The 17,596-nt window shown below is 70.8% G+C and carries 19 protein-coding genes; 7 read left to right on the top strand and 12 right to left on the bottom strand.

Annotated elements, in window-relative coordinates; all coding sequences use genetic code 11:
• Positions 1-3 precede the first annotated feature (3 nt).
• From RE421_RS04210 to RE421_RS04195, 4 genes are all read left to right on the top strand, one after another.
• Positions 4-1,032 (top strand): PDR/VanB family oxidoreductase, encoded by a 1,029-nt coding sequence (locus tag RE421_RS04210; RefSeq protein ID WP_309814811.1) that lies wholly within the window; start codon positions 4-6, stop codon positions 1,030-1,032.
• Positions 1,033-1,054: 22 nt separating this feature from the next.
• Positions 1,055-2,263: a cytochrome P450 gene (locus tag RE421_RS04205; protein ID WP_309814808.1), complete on the top strand. Its 1,209-nt coding sequence runs from the start codon at positions 1,055-1,057 to the stop codon at positions 2,261-2,263.
• Between the two features lie 188 nt (positions 2,264-2,451).
• Complete coding sequence (locus RE421_RS04200; RefSeq protein ID WP_309814804.1) at positions 2,452-3,498, top strand: NAD(P)-dependent alcohol dehydrogenase; 1,047 nt, start codon at positions 2,452-2,454, stop codon at positions 3,496-3,498.
• Between the two features lie 101 nt (positions 3,499-3,599).
• On the top strand, positions 3,600-4,304 hold the full coding sequence (locus tag RE421_RS04195; RefSeq protein ID WP_309814800.1) for an alpha/beta hydrolase: 705 nt from the start codon (positions 3,600-3,602) through the stop codon (positions 4,302-4,304).
• A 69-nt stretch (positions 4,305-4,373) separates the two neighbouring features.
• Here RE421_RS04195 and RE421_RS04190 read toward each other — a convergent pair whose 3' ends face one another.
• Positions 4,374-5,324, bottom strand: a complete 951-nt coding sequence (locus tag RE421_RS04190; protein WP_309814797.1) for an aldo/keto reductase — start codon at positions 5,322-5,324, stop codon at positions 4,374-4,376.
• A 145-nt stretch (positions 5,325-5,469) separates the two neighbouring features.
• On the opposite strand from RE421_RS04190, the gene RE421_RS04185 reads away from it, so the two are divergent.
• Positions 5,470-6,369: an alpha/beta hydrolase gene (locus tag RE421_RS04185; protein ID WP_309814794.1), complete on the top strand. Its 900-nt coding sequence runs from the start codon at positions 5,470-5,472 to the stop codon at positions 6,367-6,369.
• Positions 6,370-6,374: 5 nt separating this feature from the next.
• Here RE421_RS04185 and RE421_RS04180 read toward each other — a convergent pair whose 3' ends face one another.
• On the bottom strand, positions 6,375-7,241 hold the full coding sequence (locus RE421_RS04180; protein WP_309814790.1) for a helix-turn-helix transcriptional regulator: 867 nt from the start codon (positions 7,239-7,241) through the stop codon (positions 6,375-6,377).
• Positions 7,242-7,395: 154 nt separating this feature from the next.
• Between RE421_RS04180 and RE421_RS04175 the strand changes: the two genes are divergently transcribed.
• Positions 7,396-8,418 (top strand): zinc-dependent alcohol dehydrogenase family protein, encoded by a 1,023-nt coding sequence (locus tag RE421_RS04175; RefSeq protein ID WP_309814786.1) that lies wholly within the window; start codon positions 7,396-7,398, stop codon positions 8,416-8,418.
• 65 nt (positions 8,419-8,483) lie between these two features.
• On the opposite strand, the gene RE421_RS04170 is transcribed toward RE421_RS04175, so the two are convergent.
• Complete coding sequence (locus RE421_RS04170; RefSeq protein WP_309814783.1) at positions 8,484-9,062, bottom strand: IclR family transcriptional regulator C-terminal domain-containing protein; 579 nt, start codon at positions 9,060-9,062, stop codon at positions 8,484-8,486.
• Here RE421_RS04170 and RE421_RS04165 point away from each other — a divergent pair.
• Entirely contained in the window at positions 9,061-9,663 is a 603-nt protein-coding gene (locus RE421_RS04165; protein ID WP_309814780.1) for an SDR family oxidoreductase, read from the top strand. The genes RE421_RS04170 and RE421_RS04165 overlap by 2 nt on opposite strands.
• A gap of 21 nt (positions 9,664-9,684) precedes the next feature.
• Here RE421_RS04165 and RE421_RS04160 read toward each other — a convergent pair whose 3' ends face one another.
• The 9 genes from RE421_RS04160 to RE421_RS04120 form a co-directional block, all read right to left on the bottom strand.
• The gene (locus tag RE421_RS04160; RefSeq protein ID WP_309814776.1) at positions 9,685-9,942 is read right to left on the bottom strand and encodes a Txe/YoeB family addiction module toxin; all 258 of its coding nucleotides are present in this window, start codon (positions 9,940-9,942) and stop codon (positions 9,685-9,687) included.
• A 1-nt stretch (position 9,943) separates the two neighbouring features.
• A complete protein-coding gene (locus tag RE421_RS04155) occupies positions 9,944-10,201 on the bottom strand; it encodes a type II toxin-antitoxin system prevent-host-death family antitoxin (protein WP_309814773.1) in 258 nt (85 codons plus the stop codon).
• Between the two features lie 300 nt (positions 10,202-10,501).
• A complete protein-coding gene (locus RE421_RS04150) occupies positions 10,502-11,422 on the bottom strand; it encodes a hypothetical protein (RefSeq protein ID WP_309814770.1) in 921 nt (306 codons plus the stop codon).
• Positions 11,364-11,714, bottom strand: coding sequence for a monovalent cation/H(+) antiporter subunit G (locus tag RE421_RS04145; protein WP_309814767.1), 351 nt, complete (start codon positions 11,712-11,714; stop codon positions 11,364-11,366). The genes RE421_RS04150 and RE421_RS04145 overlap by 59 nt, the downstream gene beginning before the upstream one ends.
• Positions 11,714-11,992, bottom strand: coding sequence for a monovalent cation/H+ antiporter complex subunit F (locus tag RE421_RS04140; protein ID WP_309814764.1), 279 nt, complete (start codon positions 11,990-11,992; stop codon positions 11,714-11,716). The genes RE421_RS04145 and RE421_RS04140 overlap by 1 nt, the downstream gene beginning before the upstream one ends.
• Positions 11,989-12,426 carry a Na+/H+ antiporter subunit E gene (locus RE421_RS04135; protein ID WP_309814761.1) on the bottom strand — a complete coding sequence of 146 codons (438 nt, stop codon included), beginning with the start codon at positions 12,424-12,426 and terminating at the stop codon, positions 11,989-11,991. Before RE421_RS04135 ends, RE421_RS04140 begins: the two co-directional genes overlap by 4 nt.
• Positions 12,423-14,021: a proton-conducting transporter membrane subunit gene (locus RE421_RS04130; RefSeq protein WP_309814759.1), complete on the bottom strand. Its 1,599-nt coding sequence runs from the start codon at positions 14,019-14,021 to the stop codon at positions 12,423-12,425. Before RE421_RS04130 ends, RE421_RS04135 begins: the two co-directional genes overlap by 4 nt.
• Positions 14,018-14,350: a sodium:proton antiporter gene (locus tag RE421_RS04125; RefSeq protein ID WP_309814755.1), complete on the bottom strand. Its 333-nt coding sequence runs from the start codon at positions 14,348-14,350 to the stop codon at positions 14,018-14,020. The genes RE421_RS04130 and RE421_RS04125 overlap by 4 nt, the downstream gene beginning before the upstream one ends.
• 1 nt (position 14,351) lies before the next feature.
• Positions 14,352-17,486, bottom strand: a complete 3,135-nt coding sequence (locus RE421_RS04120) for a DUF4040 family protein (protein WP_309814752.1) — start codon at positions 17,484-17,486, stop codon at positions 14,352-14,354.
• Positions 17,487-17,596: the final 110 nt, after the last annotated feature.

The raw sequence follows: 17,596 nt of genomic DNA, 5'->3' as shown, positions 1-17,596 counted from the left end.
ACCATGCAGAGCAACCATGACACCGTTTCCAGCACCGCGGCGACTGCGGTGGCCCCCGTGCCACAGCGTGCCGCCCGCTCCGGGTACGACCTCGAGGAGGTCGTGGTCGAGAGGGTGGAGAGCCCTGCCGAGGGGGTCCGGCGTCTCACACTGCGCACCCTGGACGGCTCGGAGTTCTCCCGGTGGGAGCCCGGCTCCCACATCGACCTGGTGCTCCCGGACCACGTGCGCCAGTACTCCCTGTGCTCCCCGCTGACCGACCGCAGCCGCATCCAGGTGTCAGTGCTGCACACCCGTGACTCTCGCGGCGGTTCCGAGTACGTGCACCGGTCCCTGGCCGAGGGTGACGTGATCCGCATCAATGGCCCGCGCAACAACTTCCCCTTCGTCGACTCCCGGAAGTACCTCTTCATCGCCGGGGGCATCGGCATCACACCGATCCTGCCGATGATCGAGGCCGCCGAGGCCGCCGGCCGCGAATGGCGACTGGCCTACGGCGGGCGCTCCCGCGCCTCGATGGCGTTCGCGAACGAACTGGTGGAACGCTACGGGGAGCAGATCCTGCTCTTTCCGGAGGACGAGACGGGACGGATCGACCTCGAGGGCCTGCTGGCCCTGCCACGGGCGAAGATGCTCGTGTACGCCTGCGGCCCCGAGCCGCTGCTGCGCGTCATCGAGGACTACTGCATGGGCTGGCCCCCCGGGGTCCTGCACACCGAGCGCTTCGTCGCGGCAAGTCTGGATGCCGGGGCCAGCGCCGAGCCCTTCGACGTTGAGCTGACGCAGACCGGCAAGACCATCTCCGTGGCCCCGGACCAGACCATCCTGGAGGCCGTGGAGGAGCACGGCGTCCGGGTGCTGTCCTCCTGCCGCGGCGGAATCTGCGGCACCTGCGAGACCCACGTGGTCAGCGGCGAGGTGGAGCACCGCGACGCCATCCTCAGCGAGGACGAGAAGCGGTCTGGCGACTGCATGATGGTCTGCGTCTCCCGCGCGGCCGCCGGCTGCCCCAAGCTCGTCCTCGACCTCTGACCCGACGCCACCAGGAGAACCCATGACCGTCACCCTGTCCCCCACCAGCGTCGTCTCCCTGCCGGACGACCCCTTCACCCTCGAGAACATCTCGAACCCCTACCCGCTGCACGAGAAGCTGCGCGAGGCCGGACCGGTGGTCTGGTTGGAGAAGCACGGCTGCTACGCGGTCACCCGCTACGAGTGGGTGTACGAGATCCTCACGGACTTCGAGACCTACTGCTCCAGCGGCGGCCTCGGGCCCAAGGACATCCGCAAGGAGGCTGAGTGGCGCCCGCCGTCCATCCTGGAATCCGACCCGCCCACGCACACCGTGATGCGCCGCGGCCTGGCGGGGGTCATCTCCCCCTCGACCATGCGCCGGCTACGCGAGCAGTTCGCGCCCTTCGCCGAGGAGCTCGCCGAGGAGGTGGCCCAGCGCGGCACCGTGGACGGCATCGTGGACATCGCCGAACGCTACCCGCTGAAGGTGTTCCCGGACGCCGTGGGCCTGCGCCCGGACGGCCGGGAGAATCTGCTGCCCTACGGTTCCATGGTCTTCAACGCCTTCGGGGCGGACAATGACATCCGCTCCGCAGCCTTCGCGGAGGGCGAGCGCGTGGCCGCCTGGGTGATGGACAGCTGCGAACGGGAGAACCTGACGGACACCGGCCTCGGTGCGGACATCTGGACGGTCGCCGACGAGGGCCGGATCGAACCCCAGCAGGCCACCCTGCTGGTCCGGGCCCTCCTCTCTGCCGGCGTGGACACCACCATCTTCGGCATCGGCAACACCCTCTACAACCTGGCGAAGTACCCCGAGCAGTGGGAGAAGCTGAAGGCCAGGCCCCAGTTGGCCAAGTTCGCCGTGGACGAGGCGCTGCGCGTGGAATCGCCCTTCCAGATGTTCCACCGCACCACCACCGTGGACACCGAGCTCGGTGGCGTGCAGATCCCGGCGGATTCCAAGATCCTCCTGTTCATGGGGGCCGCGAACCGGGACCCACGCCAGTGGGGCGAGGACGCCGACGTGTTCGACCTGGACCGCAACGCCTCCGGCCACGTGGCCTTCGGCATGGGACTGCACCAGTGCGTCGGCCAGCCGATTGCCCGCACGGAGATCGAGCTGATGCTGCAGGCCCTGGCGAAGCGCGTGGACCGGATCGAGTTGACCGGTGAGGTCACCCCCTGGATCCACAACGTGCTGCGCGGCTTCGCCCGACTGCCCCTCCAGCTGACGCCGCGCAGCTGAGAATCCGGGCCGGGAGGGGGCACGTCCCGCCGCGCTCGCTCCGGACCCCGGGCACTGAGGCATGCATCACAGGGGTACCACGAGGGACTCCCTGCCTCCCTCGGCGGGTGCTTGACTGGTGCGGTGGTTGCGGCGGGCCATCCCTGCGGCGACCACCTCCACCCGTACAGACCGTGCAAAGGACGTTGATGACTGCTGTACCCGCCTACATCGCCGCGAACGCCACCGACCCGATGACCCTCGGGACCGTCGAGCGGCGCCCCGTCGGCCCGCATGACGTGCGGATCGACATCCACTGGTCCGGCATCTGCCACTCGGACATCCACACCGTCCGGGGCGACTGGGGTCCACAGCCCTACCCGCTGACGGTCGGTCACGAGATCGCCGGGATCGTGGCGGAGGTGGGCTCCGAGGTGACCTCGCACCGGGTCGGCGACCGGGCCGGCGTCGGCTGTCTGGTGAACTCCTGCGGCGACTGCGCCAACTGCGCCAACGGGGACGAGCAGTACTGCCTGAACGGCTCCGTGGGCACCTACGGCGCCACGGACCGGGACGGCACCATCACCCAGGGCGGCTACTCCACGTCGATCGTGGTGGACGCCGACTTCGTGCTGCGCATCCCCGAGTCCATCCCCTTCGAGGCCTCGGCCCCGCTGCTGTGCGCCGGGATCACCACCTACTCCCCGCTCAAGCATTGGGGCGCCGGGCCGGGCAAGCGTGTGGGCGTGGTGGGCTTCGGCGGCCTCGGGCACCTGGCCGTGAAGATCGCCCACGCCATGGGCGCCGAGGTCACGGTGCTCTCCCAGTCCCTGCGCAAGCAGGAGGACGGCGAGCGCCTGGGGGCGGACCACTACTACGCCACGAGTGACCCGGAGACCTTCTCCACGCTGTCCAAGAGCCTGGACCTGATCATCAATACGGTCAGCGCGCCGGTGGACGTGGACGCCTTCCTGGGTCTGCTGGCCGTCAACGGCGCCCTGGTGAACGTCGGCGCCCCGGCCGAGCCGATGAGCCTGAACGTCGGTTCCCTGCTGGGCGGGCGCCGCACCTACGCGGGCTCCATGATCGGCGGGATCGCGGAGACCCAGGAGATGCTGGACTTCTGCGCCGAGCACGGCATCGGCGCGGAGGTCGAGGTCATCGGCGCCGACCAGATCAACGAGGCCTGGGAGCGCGTGCTGGCCTCGGACGTGCGCTACCGCTTCGTGATCGACGCCTCCACGTTCACGGCCTGACCCCGAGCCGGTCGGCGCGGGCCGGACGGGATTCCTGACGCCTGTGCGAGCGGCGACGATCCACCGCGCGTCGGCGGCGCACTTCCTGCGAGGATGTGCTCGTGAACGCTCCACAGTCGCCCCCGGCCGCATCTCCCCTCTCCGTCCCGGCAGAGCCTTCGCGCCCCACGCATCCGGACCATGTCATCGTGTGCCCGGGTGGGGGCTATGTCGGCTATGCGGAGAACGACGGCGGCCCTGCCGTCGCGTGGCTTCGCCAGCTCGGCCTGTCTGCCAGCGTCTTCCGGTACCCCATCCACACCCGGCATCCGGGTCCGCTGGGCGCGGTCCGGGCCGAGGTGGCCCGGATCCGTGCCAGCGGGGCTCGGCGCGTCGCCCTGATGGGGTTCTCGGCGGGAGGCCATGTGGCTGGCCAGGCCGCCCTGACGGGCGTAGGGCCCGAGCGCGTGGACGCTGCCATCCTCTGCTATCCGCTGGTGTCGATGGAGATCGATGCCCACGGAGGCTCCCGGCGCGAGCTGTTGGGTGAGTCGCCCGGCGCGGAGGAGATCGCGGCCACGTCTCTGGAGCAGCTGGTCACCCCGGAGGCCCCGCCGTTCTTCCTCTGGCATACCGCCGACGATCCCTCGGTGTCCGTGCGGCACTCCTATCTCCTGGCCCAAGCCCTGGCGGACCAGGCGGTGTCCCATGCCCTGCATGTGTTCCCCGAAGGCGAGCATGGACTCGGGCTGGCCGTCGGAGCGGGAGAGCCGGAGAGCTGGACCGCGCTGTGCGCGTCCTGGCTGACGGCCAGGGGCTGGCTCTAGCCACCGGGCACGCGCGGGAAGCCTACGGGGCCAGACCGCGGGGGGCGGGGCTGGTTCTCAGCGCCGGGGCTACGGCACGTGGTGCCCGGCAGCCTGGATGAGCCCGTACCACTCGGCCCGGGTGAGCCGGAGGTCGGAACCGGCCGCGGCGTCGGTGAGCCGCTGCGGGGTCGTGGTGCCCAGCACCACCTGCATGTTGGAGGGGTGACGGGTGATCCAGGCGGTGGCGATCGCCAGCGGGGTGACCCCGTACCGCGCGGCCAGCCGGTCCAGTTCCGCGTTCAACTCCGGGTGGTCCGGCGAGCCCAGGAACACCCCGGAGCCGTCGCCGAACTGGATGGTCGAATAGGCCTGGAGCGTGATGCCGTGCACGCGGCAGTAGTCCACCAGGCCTCCCCCGTCCCGCACCACCGCGTCGTCCTGGACGGCCATGTTCGAGGCCAGTCCCTGGGCCACGATCGTCGAGTGCGCCACCGAGAGCTGGATCTGGTTGGCCACGAGCGGCTGGCGGACGGCGGTCCTCAACAGGTCGATCTGCCGCGGGGTGTGGTTGGAGACCCCGAAGGATCGGACCTTGCCGGCGGCCTCGAGCTCGTCGAAGGCGCGGGCCACCTCCTCGGGTTCCACGAGGGCGTCGGGGCGGTGCAGCAGCAGCACGTCGAGGTAGTCGGTGCGCAGCGCCCGCAGGGACTCCTCCACCGAGGCCGTGATGTGCTGGTAGGACGAGTCGTAGTGCCACGTCTCCCCGTCCACGATCCCGGTCTTGGTCTGCAGCGTGATCTGCTCCCGTTCGGCACTGCTGAGGTCCAGGGCCTCGGCGAAGACGCGCTCGCAGTGGTGGTAGCCACCGGGGTGCTTGAAGCCGTAGAGATCGGCGTGGTCGAAGAAGTCGACGCCGGCCTCCCGGGCCGCGCTGTAGAGCGCCCGGACCTGCTCGGGTGGCGTGTCCGCGATCCGCATCATGCCGGCGATGACGGCGGGGGCGGTGGTCTCGGTGGTGCCGAGGGGCACGGTCTTCATGGGTCTCCTTGCCGGTGGTCTCCGTCTGCGTGTTGCCTACCATCATGCCCGGCGCCGGCCACCGGCCACCGGCCCCCGGCCGTCGACGACGGCCCCCCGCAGGTCTACGCTGATCTCACCCCCCGGACCAGTGAAGAAGATCGCCATGTCCAGCCCGTCTCCCGCCCCTGACCACGAACGCGTCTGGTCACCTCCACTGCCGGCGGCCCCGGGCTTCGAGCACCTCGTGGTGGAGACCCCCGGATTGAAGACACATCTCGCTGTCATCGGCGAGGGCGAACCAGTGGTCCTGCTCCACGGCTTCCCCCAGCACTGGTGGCAGTGGCGCCAGGTCGCGCCGGTCCTGGCCGCCGCCGGCTACCGGGTCTACTGCCCGGACCTGCGCGGAGCCGGCTGGACGGAGGCCGCGGACCCGGTGCTGGACCGTGAGTCGCGCCTGCGGGACGTCCTCGCCCTGCTCGATGCCCTGGGCATCGCCAAGACGCACCTCGTCTCCCATGACATGGGCGTGATCACCGCCATCCAGTTGACCTACGGTCACCCCGAGCGGTTCCGCAGCGCCGTCCAGCTCGCCGTGTGGCCGGCCTTCTTCCGGTTCAGCCCCAAGCTGGCTCCGGCCTTCACGCATCTGCGGTCCTTCATCCTCCACCGGCCCGGTGCCTCGCTGCGCGGCGTGTTCTCCCCGCGCTACGTGGCGCGGCCCCTGCCCGAGGAGACCATCCAGGCCCATCTGGCACCCCTGTCCCGCACCGAGGTGGATGCCGCGGTCCGGCCGCTGACCACCCGCATGGTGCTGCCCGAGGCCGTGCGCATGCTGCGGGGCGTCTACCGCCGGCAACGTCTCACCGTGCCCACGCTTGTGGTCTTCGGCGACCGGGACCATCCGACCACCCCGGAGCTCATGGCGGAGATCTGCCCCCGCCCGGAGCGGTACGCCGACCGCTTCGAGGCGGCCTACGTGGGCAACGCCGCCCACTTCATCACCGATGACGCGCCCGCCGAGGTAGCCGAGCTGGTGCTCGACTGGTTCCGGAGGACGGGGTAGGCCCTTCAGGCGGCGGGGACGGGAGGTGCGGCCAGGGACGCCAGCAGCTGCAGCCGCTCCGCGGACGGGGATCCTGGCTGGGCGGAGTAGACCACCAGGGCCAGCCCCTCGTCCCCGGTGAACTCCAGTTCCTCATAGGCCAGCTCGAGCGCCCCGACCTCCGGATGGTGGAAGCGCTTGGTCCCCGAGCCGTGCACGCGCACATCGTGGGCGGCCCAGAGCCGGCGGAAGGTCTCGGACTGGGTGGAGAGCTCTCCCACCAGGTCCTGGATGCCGCGGTGCTGCGGGTCCCGTCCGGCCAGGGTGCGCAGGTTCGCCACGCACATCTGGGCGAAGCGGTCCCATTCGGGGTAGAAGTCCTTCGCGGCGGGGTCCAGGAACTGGAACCGGGCCAGGTTCGGCAACCGGCCGCCGTCGCCGATCACCGGGGAGTAGAACGCCCGGCCCAGCCGGTTCGCGGCCACCAGGTCCTGGGCCTGGTTGCGGACCACGGCGACAGCTCCGGTGATCGCGTCCAGGGTCCACTGCAGGGACTCCCGGGGCGGGGCCTCCTGGCCGGAGGGGCGGCGGCGCCGGCCCGAGGTGGGGATGCCGTCGGCGGCCCGGGCGAGGTCGTACAGGTGGGCGCGCTCCACGTCGCTGAGCTGCAGGGCCCGGGCCAGGGATTCCAGCACGGCCCCGGAGGCGCCGGCGATCGCCCCGCGCTCGAGCTTGGTGTAGTACTCCACGCTGACCCCGGCCAGCACGGCGACCTCGCTGCGCCGCAATCCCGGCACGCGCCGGTTCGTCCCCGCCGGCAGGCCAGCCCGCTCGGGGGTGACCTTGGCGCGGCGGGACATGAGGAACTCGCGCACTTCCGCAGTGTTGTCCATGGATTCAGCGTAGGCCCGCCGGGGCCCGGAACGCCCGGGCGCCCGGTGGCTGAAGGGGGTACCAGCTGTACCTCTTTCAGCAGGGCCTCCCGGGCCGGCGTCGCGCATGGTTGCCTGGAACCCGATCCCAGAACCCCACCCGAAGGAGAGTGCCATGCGCGCTGTCATCATGGACGCCCCCGGACAGATCACCGTCGGCGAGCGGGAGGACCCCCGCATCATCGAGCCCACGGACGCCGTCATCCGCCTGACCGCCACCTGCATCTGCGGCTCCGACCTGTGGCCGTACCGCGGCGTGGAGCCGGCGGACCACACGCCCATGGGCCACGAGTACGTGGGCCTGGTGGAGGAGGTCGGCGCGTCCGTGACCACCGTCAAGCCCGGCGACTTCGTGGTCGGCTCCTTCGTGATCTCCTGCGGGGTCTGCGAGATCTGCCGCTCCGGCTACCCCTCCAAGTGCATCCACGCCGAGTTCGTGGCGGGCATCGGCACCCAGGCCGAGAAGGCCCGGATCCCGCACGCGGACGGCACCCTGGTGGCCACCCCGGGGATGCCCGACGACGGCCTGATCCCCTCCCTGCTCGCCGCCAGTGACGTGCTGGGCACCGGCTGGTTCGCCGCGGACGCGGCCCAGGTGGGCCCGGGCAAGACCGTGGCCGTGGTGGGCGACGGAGCCGTGGGCCTGATGGGCGTGCTCGCCGCGCAGCAGATGGGCGCCGAGCGCATCATCGCCATGTCCCGGCATGCCGACCGCCAGGCCCTGGCCCGCGAGTACGGCGCCACGGACATCGTCACCGAACGCGGCGCCGAGGGCGCGGCCCGGATCAAGGAGCTGACCGGCGGGCTCGGCGCGCACAGCGTGATCGAGGCCGTGGGCACCGAGGAGTCCATGCTCCAGGCCATCCATGCCACTCGCGGCGGCGGGCACATCGGCTTCGTCGGGGTGGCCCACGAGGGCGTGCAACTGCCCCTGGACCAGCTGTTCTTCGCCGAGGTGCACCTCCACGGCGGCCCCGCCCCCGTGCGCCGCTACCTGCCCGAGCTCATCCAGAAGATCTGGGACCGCGAGATCGACCCGGGCAAGGTCTTCGACCTCACCCTCCCGCTCGATCAGGCGGCCGAGGGCTACGCCGCGATGCACGAGCGCCGCGCCATCAAGGTCATGCTGACCCTCTGACCTCGCCCCTCGCTTTCCGGGCAAAGATCACCGGTGACCTCTGCCCGGAAAGCGACCCGCGGGGGTCAGCGGGGGCGGGGCTCGCTGCGGCGCTGCATGCCGCGGGCGGTGGGCTCATAGCCGAGACGGCGGGTGATGGTCCGGGCGGCGAACTGCAGCTGCGGGATGGTGACCGCCAGGTGCTCCTCGCCCCGGGGCACGATCACGGTGAGCGTCCCCACGGCGTGCTGCTCCTCCACGAAGATCGGCACGGAGATCCCGCTGGACTCCTCCACGATGATCCCCGCCATGGAGACGTAGCCGTTGCGGCGGATGTCGGCGAGGATACCCCGCAGGCGCTCCGGGTCCGTGACGGTGTCCGGGGTGAGCGCCTCCAGCCTCCGGGTCAGGAACCGCTCCTGTTCCTCCTCCGGGGCGTAGGCCATGAACACGAGTCCGGCCGAGCAGCCGTGGACGGGCAGGCGGCCGGGGATCCGGGTGATGTTGATGGTCGCGTCGTCGGCCGCGAGGCGCTCCAGGTAGAGCACGTCCGTGCCCTCGAGCACGCCGAGCGAGACGTGGTTCCCGGTGTGGTGGAGTAGGTCCTCCATGGGCGGCAGGGCGGCCTCCCGCAGGGACGAGCCTTGTCCTAGCGTGGCGGCCATGAACGAGAATCCCACCCCATCATCCGGCCGGGCCGCCGGCAGGGTCGCCCTGATCTCCGGCGCCGCCCAGGGCATGGGAGCCTCCCACGCCCGCGCACTGGCCGCCGCCGGGGCCTCCGTCATGATCGGCGACCTGCAGGAGGAGGCCGGCACGGCGTTGGCCGAGGAGATCAACGCCGCCGTCGGCCGTCAGGCCGCCACCTTCACCCCGCTCAACGTGACGGACCTCGAGGCCTGGACGGCCGCCGTCGGGCACTGCGTCCGGGAGTTCGGGACGCTGGACGCGCAGGTGAACAACGCGGGCATCTACACGCCCGGCACCGTGGAGGAGGCTTCCGTGGAGGACTGGACCCGGACCCTGGACTTCGGTCCGGACGGGATCCGCGTGAACTCCATCCACCCCGGGTCCGTGGAGACGCCGCTGACCGCCGGGCTGAAGCGCGGCTTCGGGCAGGTGCCCGCCGGCCGCGCGGCACAGGTGGAGGAGATCAGCTCCCTGGTGCTCTACCCGGCATCGGACGAGTCGCGATTCGTCTCCGGCACCTCCATTGCGACCGACGGCGGCAAGACCGCGGGCAACACCCTGCGCCAGGGCGCGTAGCCACCTGCTCGGTGTCCACCCTTAGCCATAGTGGTACCGGCACGCGGCGATACGGACCTCAGCGTCGACCACCTTGTAGACCAGTCGGTGTTCATCCGTGACGCGACGGGACCAGTACCCGGCGAAGTTGTGCTTGAGAGCCTCGGGCTTGCCGATCCCTTCGTTGCCCTTCCGCTGGACATCCTTGATCAGCGTGTTGATCCGCTTCAGGACCTTTCGATCCTGGGCCTGCCACCAGAGATAGTCGTCCCAGGCGTTCTCATCCCAGACCAGGCCCACGTCAGTCGTCCTCGATGAGCTCGCGGGTCACCCCGCGGCCCGCCTCGAGATTCTCCATGGCGTCCAATAGCCGGCGCGCATTGGCCGGGGAGCGCATCAAATAGGACGTCTCCCTGAGTGACTCATAGTCCTCGAGTGACACAATCACCACTGACTCATGACCGGAACGAGTCACGATCACCTCTTCGCGATCATTGACCACCCCGTCCAAGACCTCGGCGTAGCGGGCACGCGACTCGGTATAGCTGATGGTCTTCATTCTGCACCTCCTGTACAGGATATTGTACGTAACTCGACAAGACCCGGCTACGGGAGGACACCTTCCCACGGCAGTTGGAGCGCCGGGACCGATCCCTGTGGCCGATGCGACATCTACCTCTAGACTCTCGAGCATGACTTCGGAGCCAGAGCAGACCCTGCCCAGCACCCCGTCCGCCCCTCCTGCCGACGCCGCCCGCACTACCCCCGGCACCCCCGCGGCCAAGCCGTCCCGGCAGCCCAAGCCCCTCACCGGGCCGACCCTTCCCGGCAACCCCTCCGAGGCCTGGGACCAGATCCGTCACACGGCCGAGACCACCACCCAGAAGCTCAACGAGTTCCGCCAGAACCACCAGAGCCCCGCCGACCTGCAGAGGACCGCCCGGCAGTTCGCCGAGCGCGGGCGCGAGGAGACCGGCCGGGGCCTGCGCGCCCTGGCCGAGGCCGCGGGCAAGCTCGCCGACCTGGTGGACAGGACCCCCGAGGCCAGGGGGCAGCACGCGGAGGAGCCGCGCGAGCTGGACCGGCCGCAGGACACCAGGCCGGAGTAGTCACCCGCCGGCGAGATGCGCCCCGCCGATGCCTGAGCCTGCGCCGGGATCTCGCCCGGCCGGTACCTCGGCAGCCTCGAGGCGGGGATCGCCGCCACCACGCTGACTGCGGCCTGGAGGAGGAATCCGAGCTTCAGGGTCCGCAGCCGCTGCTCCTCGTTGAGCGCCACGGCGGCCTCGACCTGTTCGGGGCTCGCCGTGGTGTCCTCCAGCAGAGCGCGCAGGTCCTCGTTGTTCACGACGTTGGCGTTGTCCAGGTCCACCTGCGCCACCAGCTCCGGCGGCAGCACGGGGTGCTCGTCCACGGCCTGCGAGATCCCGGTGCTGAGCACGGTCACCAGCACCGCGCCCATCACGGCGGTGCCCACCGCGGAAGCCAGGTTCTGCGCCGTGCCCCGGATGGAGCCGACGTCGCCGGCCAGGTCCTTGGGCGCGGCGGTGACCAGGACGTTGAAGACCAGGGTGACCAGCGCGCCCTGGCCGATCCCGAAGACCACCAGTCCCAGGATGGTGGGCAGGGTCTCCCAGTTGTTCGTGACCACGAAGGCCAGCCACACCAGGACGGCGGTGGTGAGCCCGAAGGCGAACAGCGCTCTGACGAAGTGCGACCCCTCACTCGCCCGGCGGGCGGGCCAGGTCCTGGGGGTCGGTCCGTGGGTCCACGGGGGCACCGGAGTGGTAGACCGCGCGGGCGAGGGTGTTCGAGGCCAGGGAGGACACGATGACCAGGGACACGTTGGTGACCAGGCTGACCGCCAGGACCCACCAGTCGAACCCGTCCCGTCCGGTCAGGTGCACCCACACCCCCACGACCACCAGGGGCAGCCCCATCCCGGTCGCGGGAGAGAACACGTTCATCATCTGCAGCGCGTCCCGGGACCGGACCATGGCCACCGAGGAGAGCAGCACCAGCAGCGCGCCACCCAGGATCAGGACGGACGCCAGGATCTCATAGACAGCCACTAGCGCTCCCCCCTCGTCAGGATGCGTGCCAAGGCCACGGTGGCCAGGATGCCCAGGAAGGCCGCGAGCATCGCCGCGTCCTGGATGACAGCGGACCCGGACTGGATCCCCACGATCATCAGGATCCCGACGCCGGCGAAGAAGACCAAGTCCCCGACCACCGCCCGCTCCGCCGCCGCGGTGGAGGTGTAGATGCGGAAGAGCCCGATCAGGATGGCAGCGGCCAGGATCAGCAGCACCCCGGAGAGGACCACATCGTAAGCAGAGTCGATGTTCATCCGGTCTCCCTTCCCTCGTGGTCTCTGGACCCCTCGCGCTCCTCGCGCTCCTGCCAGCGAGGGCCGCGGGTCATCCGCAGCAGCCGGTCCTCCATGTCCCGCAGGCCCTCCCGGACGGAGTCCCGGTCAGCGTCGAAGACGGAATGGACGAAAACAGTCACGGGCTCGGCCTCCGAGCCGTGCGCGGTGCCCACCACGAGCGTGCCCGGCGTGATGGTGATGGAGGAGGCCATCCAGGTGACCTCGAGGTCCGTCTCACAGCGCAGCGGGAAGGCCACGATGGAGGGCTCGGCGAACCGACCCGGACGCACCGCGCGCCGGGCCACCGTCAGCGAGCCGGAGATGACCTGGCCGACGAGCCACACCAGGTAGGCGATCATGGACCCGACGCTGAACCGCCGGGAACTCCGCGCGCGCGGATGGTCGGCCGTCATGGCAGCACCGCCTCGACGTAGGGGCCGGTGTCGAAGAGCCCGGCCGTCGCGCTGTCGATGAAGGGCATCAGGACTCCGGCGAACACGAAGAGGGCGACGGAGACGCCCATCATCACCACTCCCGGGCCCAGCAGCCGCAGCGGGATGCGGACGGTGCTGTCCAGCGGCCGGACCCCGTCCCGGCCTCCCGCGGGAGCGGCGGGCCAATACCTCTTGAGCGGGGCCCCCGCGAAGCTCCCGCCCCACAGGCGCTGCAGCGCCACGAGCGTGACCAGGGAGGAGACGACGATCGCGACGAGGAACACCGGGGCCTGCCACGCCGGGCCGCCCGCCCCGGATTCGGCCACGGCCAGGCCCAGACCGAGCTTGCCCCACAGTCCCGAGGTCGGCGGCAGCCCGGCCAGGGACAGCAGCCCCAGGGCCACCAGCACCGCCGCCAGCCGGTCCCGGTGCATCACCCCGGAGAGCCGCCCCAGCACGCCGGTGCCATAGGTGTGCTCGACCGCTCCGACGGTGGTCAGCAGCGAGGCGACCGTGATCACGTGGTGCACCAGATAGAACAGCCCGGCGGTCACGGCCACGGGCGAGGCCACGGCGGCGCCGATCAGGATGTGGCCCACGCCGGCGACCATCTGGAAGGCCAGGACCCCCCGGAACCGCTGTTCGCCCAGGGAGCCGAGGGCGCCCAGCACCATGGTGACGAGCACGACGACGGCGATCACCACCGCGATCGTCTCCGCCATCCCGGACCCCGGCGCCGAGGTGCCGGCCGCGCCCGAGGCCCCGGCCGGCGTCGTGCCCGGTTCGAAGGTGGTGAAGTAGATGCGGAAGATGGCGTACACCGAGACCTTCGTGTGCAGCGCGGAGAACAGGGCCATGATGCCCGCCGAGGTCCCGGAGTAGGCTCGCGGGAGCCAGCCGTGGACGGGCACGACGCCCGCCTTGATGGCCAGGGCCACCAGCACGACGGTGACGGCCAGGGCCACCTGGGGATCCTCGGCGGCCTGCCCGGCCAGGGCGGCCAGGTTCACGGTGCCTGCCGAGCCGTAGACCAGACCGACGCCCATCAGCAGGATCAGGCTGGTCACCAGGTTGACGATGACGAACATGCGGCCGAGGCCGAGTCGCCGCCACGTGCCGGTCACGGCGATGAGCGCGTAGGACGGCAGCAGCATCACCTCGACGAAGACGAAGAGGTTGAACAGGTCGCCGGTCAGCAGGGCGCCGTTGACGCCGGTCATCAGCAGCAGGGCCAGCGCCGGGACGAACCGGAGCCGGGCCTCCCCGGTGAGGGACAGGAACCACCCCGCGGCGGCCGTGGCCAGGCCGGTGGTGGCCAGCATCAGGGCCGTGAGCATGTCCGAGACCAGGGGGATCGCGATGCCGCCCTCGAAGGAGCCGATGGCGGTGGCCACCACGGGGACCTCGCGGTGGAACAGCATCAGGGCGACGGCCCCGGCGACCGCCAGCACGGGGACCCCCACGAGCAGGACCCGGTCCACCACGCGGTGGCGGAAGATCACCGAGAGGCCGGCGCTCAACAGGGGGACGGCCACGAACAGGGCCAGCAGTGACCCGGCTGTCAGTTCGGTCATGCGTGTTCCTCCCCGGTCTCGGGTACCTTCTCCTGGTCGTCGTTCCGGCCGATCACGGCAAGGGCGAGCATGAAGATGGTGGTGGCCATGGAGATCACGATGGCGGTCAGCACGAAGGCCTGGGGCAGGGGGTCAGCCGCGTCGGCGGCCTGGGCGGTGGACATCAACGGCTCGGTGCGCCAGCCCGGGACGCCCGAGGCCAGCAGCAGCAGGTTGGCGGCGTGGGAGATGAGGGTCAGCCCGAAGATCGTGCGGACCATGCTCCGCTGCTGCAGCAGCCACACGCCCGCGGCGGTCAGCACGCCGACGGTCACGGCGAGGACGAACATGTCACCGCCCCCATTCGTCAGGTCGGTCGCCAGTGGAGATGTGCTGGCTGGTGGGCTTCACCGGTCTCCCGGACCCGACGTCGGCCGGGGCCTTCTGCTCCGCCGCGAACAGCAGGCTGTCGATCGGGTTGTCCGTCGGCCCATCCGCCTCACCCATCTCCGTCTCATCCACGCGCTCCCGGTCGCCCTCACCGCCGGGGCTGTGGTGGACCGACCGCGCCGTGCCGAGCACGTTGAACGCGAGCAGGATCAGCCCGACGACGGCCAGGTAGACACCGGCGTCGAACACCAGGGAGGTGCTGACGTGCTGGCCGAGGATGTAGCCGTGCTGGGGTTCCATGTACGTCCCCGTCAGGGCCATGTTCCACAGGCCGGTGGCCACCGCGACCACCACGCCGCCGCCGATCAGGTAGACGGGGAGCCGGGGCGGGCCGATCTGCCGGTCCTTGGAGGTGGACAGGTAGACCAGGCCCACGATGGCGGAGCCCACGAGGGCCGCGATGAACCCGCCCCCGGGCTCATTGTGACCGCGCAGGAACAGGATGGCGGAGACCACGGCGAGCAACGGGATCAGGAATCGCAGCATCAGCTGCAGCTGGCTGATGTTGCCCCAGGAGTTGAGGATGGCGCGGCGGGCCGTGGCACTGCCGAGGTCCGGGCCGCCGGGCCGGTCGGCACCGTCGTCCTCCGCGCGGGCCACCCGGTCCGGGTTCGGGTCCATGTACCGGTTGCGGACCGTGGAGAGCACGGCAGCCAGGGCGATGCCGGCCATGCCGAGCACCGCCAGTTCCCCGAGGGTGTCCAGGGCACGGAACTCGACCAGGATGACGTTGACGATGTTGTCGCCGCCCGTGATCTCCTGTCCGTTCTCCAGCAGGTACGTGCCGACCTCGGACTTCTCGCGCCGCCCGGTCAGTCCCCACGTGGCCAGACCGGTGGCGAGCCCGGCGCCGATGGCGATGACCGCGGCCGGCAGGGCCCGGGCGGCCCGGGGCGCCGCGAAGGTCCGTGGCAGCTTCTGCAGCACCAGCATGATGACGATGATGGTCAGGCTCTCCACCAGCAGTTGGGTCAGGGCCACGTCGGGAGCGCCGAGGGCGACGATCTGGACCGTCATGAGGACGCCGATGGCGGACAGGGCCACCGTGGCGCCCAGGCGCGAACGGGTCAGTGCCACACCGAGGGCCGCGACGGCCATCAGCACCAGGAGGACCACGTCCACCGGCTGGGTCAGGTCCTCACGCAGCGGCGGCAGCGAATCCTGCGCGGCCAGCACCAGGACCCCGGGGATGACCACGGCCGCGAGTGCGGCGACCATCGCGGCCGCGTGGGAGGCGGCAGCGTCCCGGGCGGTGAGGCGTGCGACGGCGTGGCCGGCCACCGTCAGGCCCCGGCTGCAGGCCTCGATGATCGCGGCACCGCTGAACGGCAGTCCCACCCTCTCCAGGGCCGGCCAGAGCCGATGGCGCAGCAGGATTGTCACCAGGCCCACGGCAAAGACCGCGAACGTGGTCAGCAGCTCGGCCGTGACACCGTGCCACAGCGCGAAGTGCGGTTCGGCTGCCGCGCCGGGCAGCGCCGTGTTGGTGGCGGAGCCGACGGCGGCATCCAGCAGCGGCAGGGCGAAGAGTGCCGCGACGGAGGCCAGGATCGGCAACGCCGCGGTGGTCACGAGCACGCCGCCCGGGGCGTGGAGGTGGTCGTCCTGTCCATGCCCGTGGGCTTGGTCGGAGGTCCGGCGCACCGGGTGTCCTGCGTCCTCGGGACGCTCCGGGTCGGTGAAGCCGCCCACGACGATCTTGGCGCAGTAGGCGAAGGTCAGCACCGAACCGATGGCCGCGCCGGCCAGCGCGGCCGGGCCTGCCCAGGCCGCCAGCGTCCCGGAGGCCCCGCCGTCCGCGGCCCACTGGTGGAGAGCCGTGAAGATCGACTCCTTGGAGATGAATCCGAGCAACGGGGGGATGCCGGCCATCGCGCCGGCGCCCAGGACGGTCACGGTGAAGGTGAACGGCAGGGCCCGGTACAGCACGGGCAGGCGCCGTAGGTCGCGGGTGCCGGTGGCGTGGTCCACCACGCCGACCACCATGAACAGGCCGGACTTGAAGAGGGCATGGGCGATGGTGTGGATGAGGGCGGCGGCGATGCCCGCCTCGGTCCCGGTTCCGATCGCGGCGACGATGAGCCCGAGCTGGCTCACGGTCGAGTACGCCATGAGCTTCTTGAGGTCGTGCTGCTGCAGGGCCCGCCAGCCGCCGACGGCAGAGGTCACCAAACCCACGATGACCAGCAGCACGGACCAGGTGGCGTCCTCGTGGAACACCGGGGAGAAGCGCAGCAACAGGAAGATGCCGGCCTTCACCACGGCGGCGGCATGCAGGTACGCCGAGACGGGAGTGGCGGCCGCCATGGCGTCCGGAAGCCAGGAGTGGAAGGGGAACTGGGCCGACTTGGTCATGGCGGCCAGGGCGATGAGCACCCCGATCAGGGTGGTGAACGCCGGGTCCTCGGCCCATACGTCCGAGGCCATGACGTCACCCAGGTCCGTGGTCCCGGTGCGGACGGCCATCAGCACGACGGCGACCAGGAGGGCCAGTCCGCCGAGGAAGGTGACGAGCAGGGTCCGCATCGAGGGGGCGAAGGCTCCCTGACCGGACCGGGCGATGAGCAGGAAGGAGGCCAGCGAGGTCAGTTCCCAGCTGATGAACAGGACCGCCAGGTCGTCGGCCGTCACGAGCCCGACCATGGAGAGCGTGAACAGGGCCATCCCGAGGTAGAAGCTACGGTTCGGGCCGGGATCCAGGTACTGGGTGGAATAGACGAGCACCACCGCGCCGATGAGCAGGGCGATCAGCGTGAAGACGCTCGACACCGGGTCGGCGGAGAATGCCAGTCTGACGCCCTCGCCGCCTTCGGTACCCCAGGACGGGATCCAGGGGACAGACCAGGCCGCGGCCGAACCGGACGCCGGGCCGGCGGCGGCACCTGATCCCTGGGTCAGGGCGGGCACGTACGCGGCGGCCGCGAGCACGTACACCGCAGCCAGGGGCCAGCCGGCGTGACGGCCCCACCAGCGGCAGAACAGGGGGGTGAGGATGAGTCCGACCGCGAGCACAGCGAGGGTCAGGGCGGTGGACATGCGCTCCAGCCTAGCAATGCCGGAGGGCTGCTCCGTCGCCCGGAGCGGCAGATGAACCGGTGCCCCGCCTCGGTGGCCCAGCCTGAGTGACCTCTCTTCGTAGAGTGGGC

This window comes from Citricoccus sp. I39-566, assembly GCF_031432995.1.
Lineage (GTDB): Bacteria > Actinomycetota > Actinomycetes > Actinomycetales > Micrococcaceae > Citricoccus > Citricoccus nitrophenolicus_A.
The sequence above is the reverse complement of the archived record's forward strand: the minus strand, read 5'-3'. Positions and strand labels throughout refer to the sequence as shown.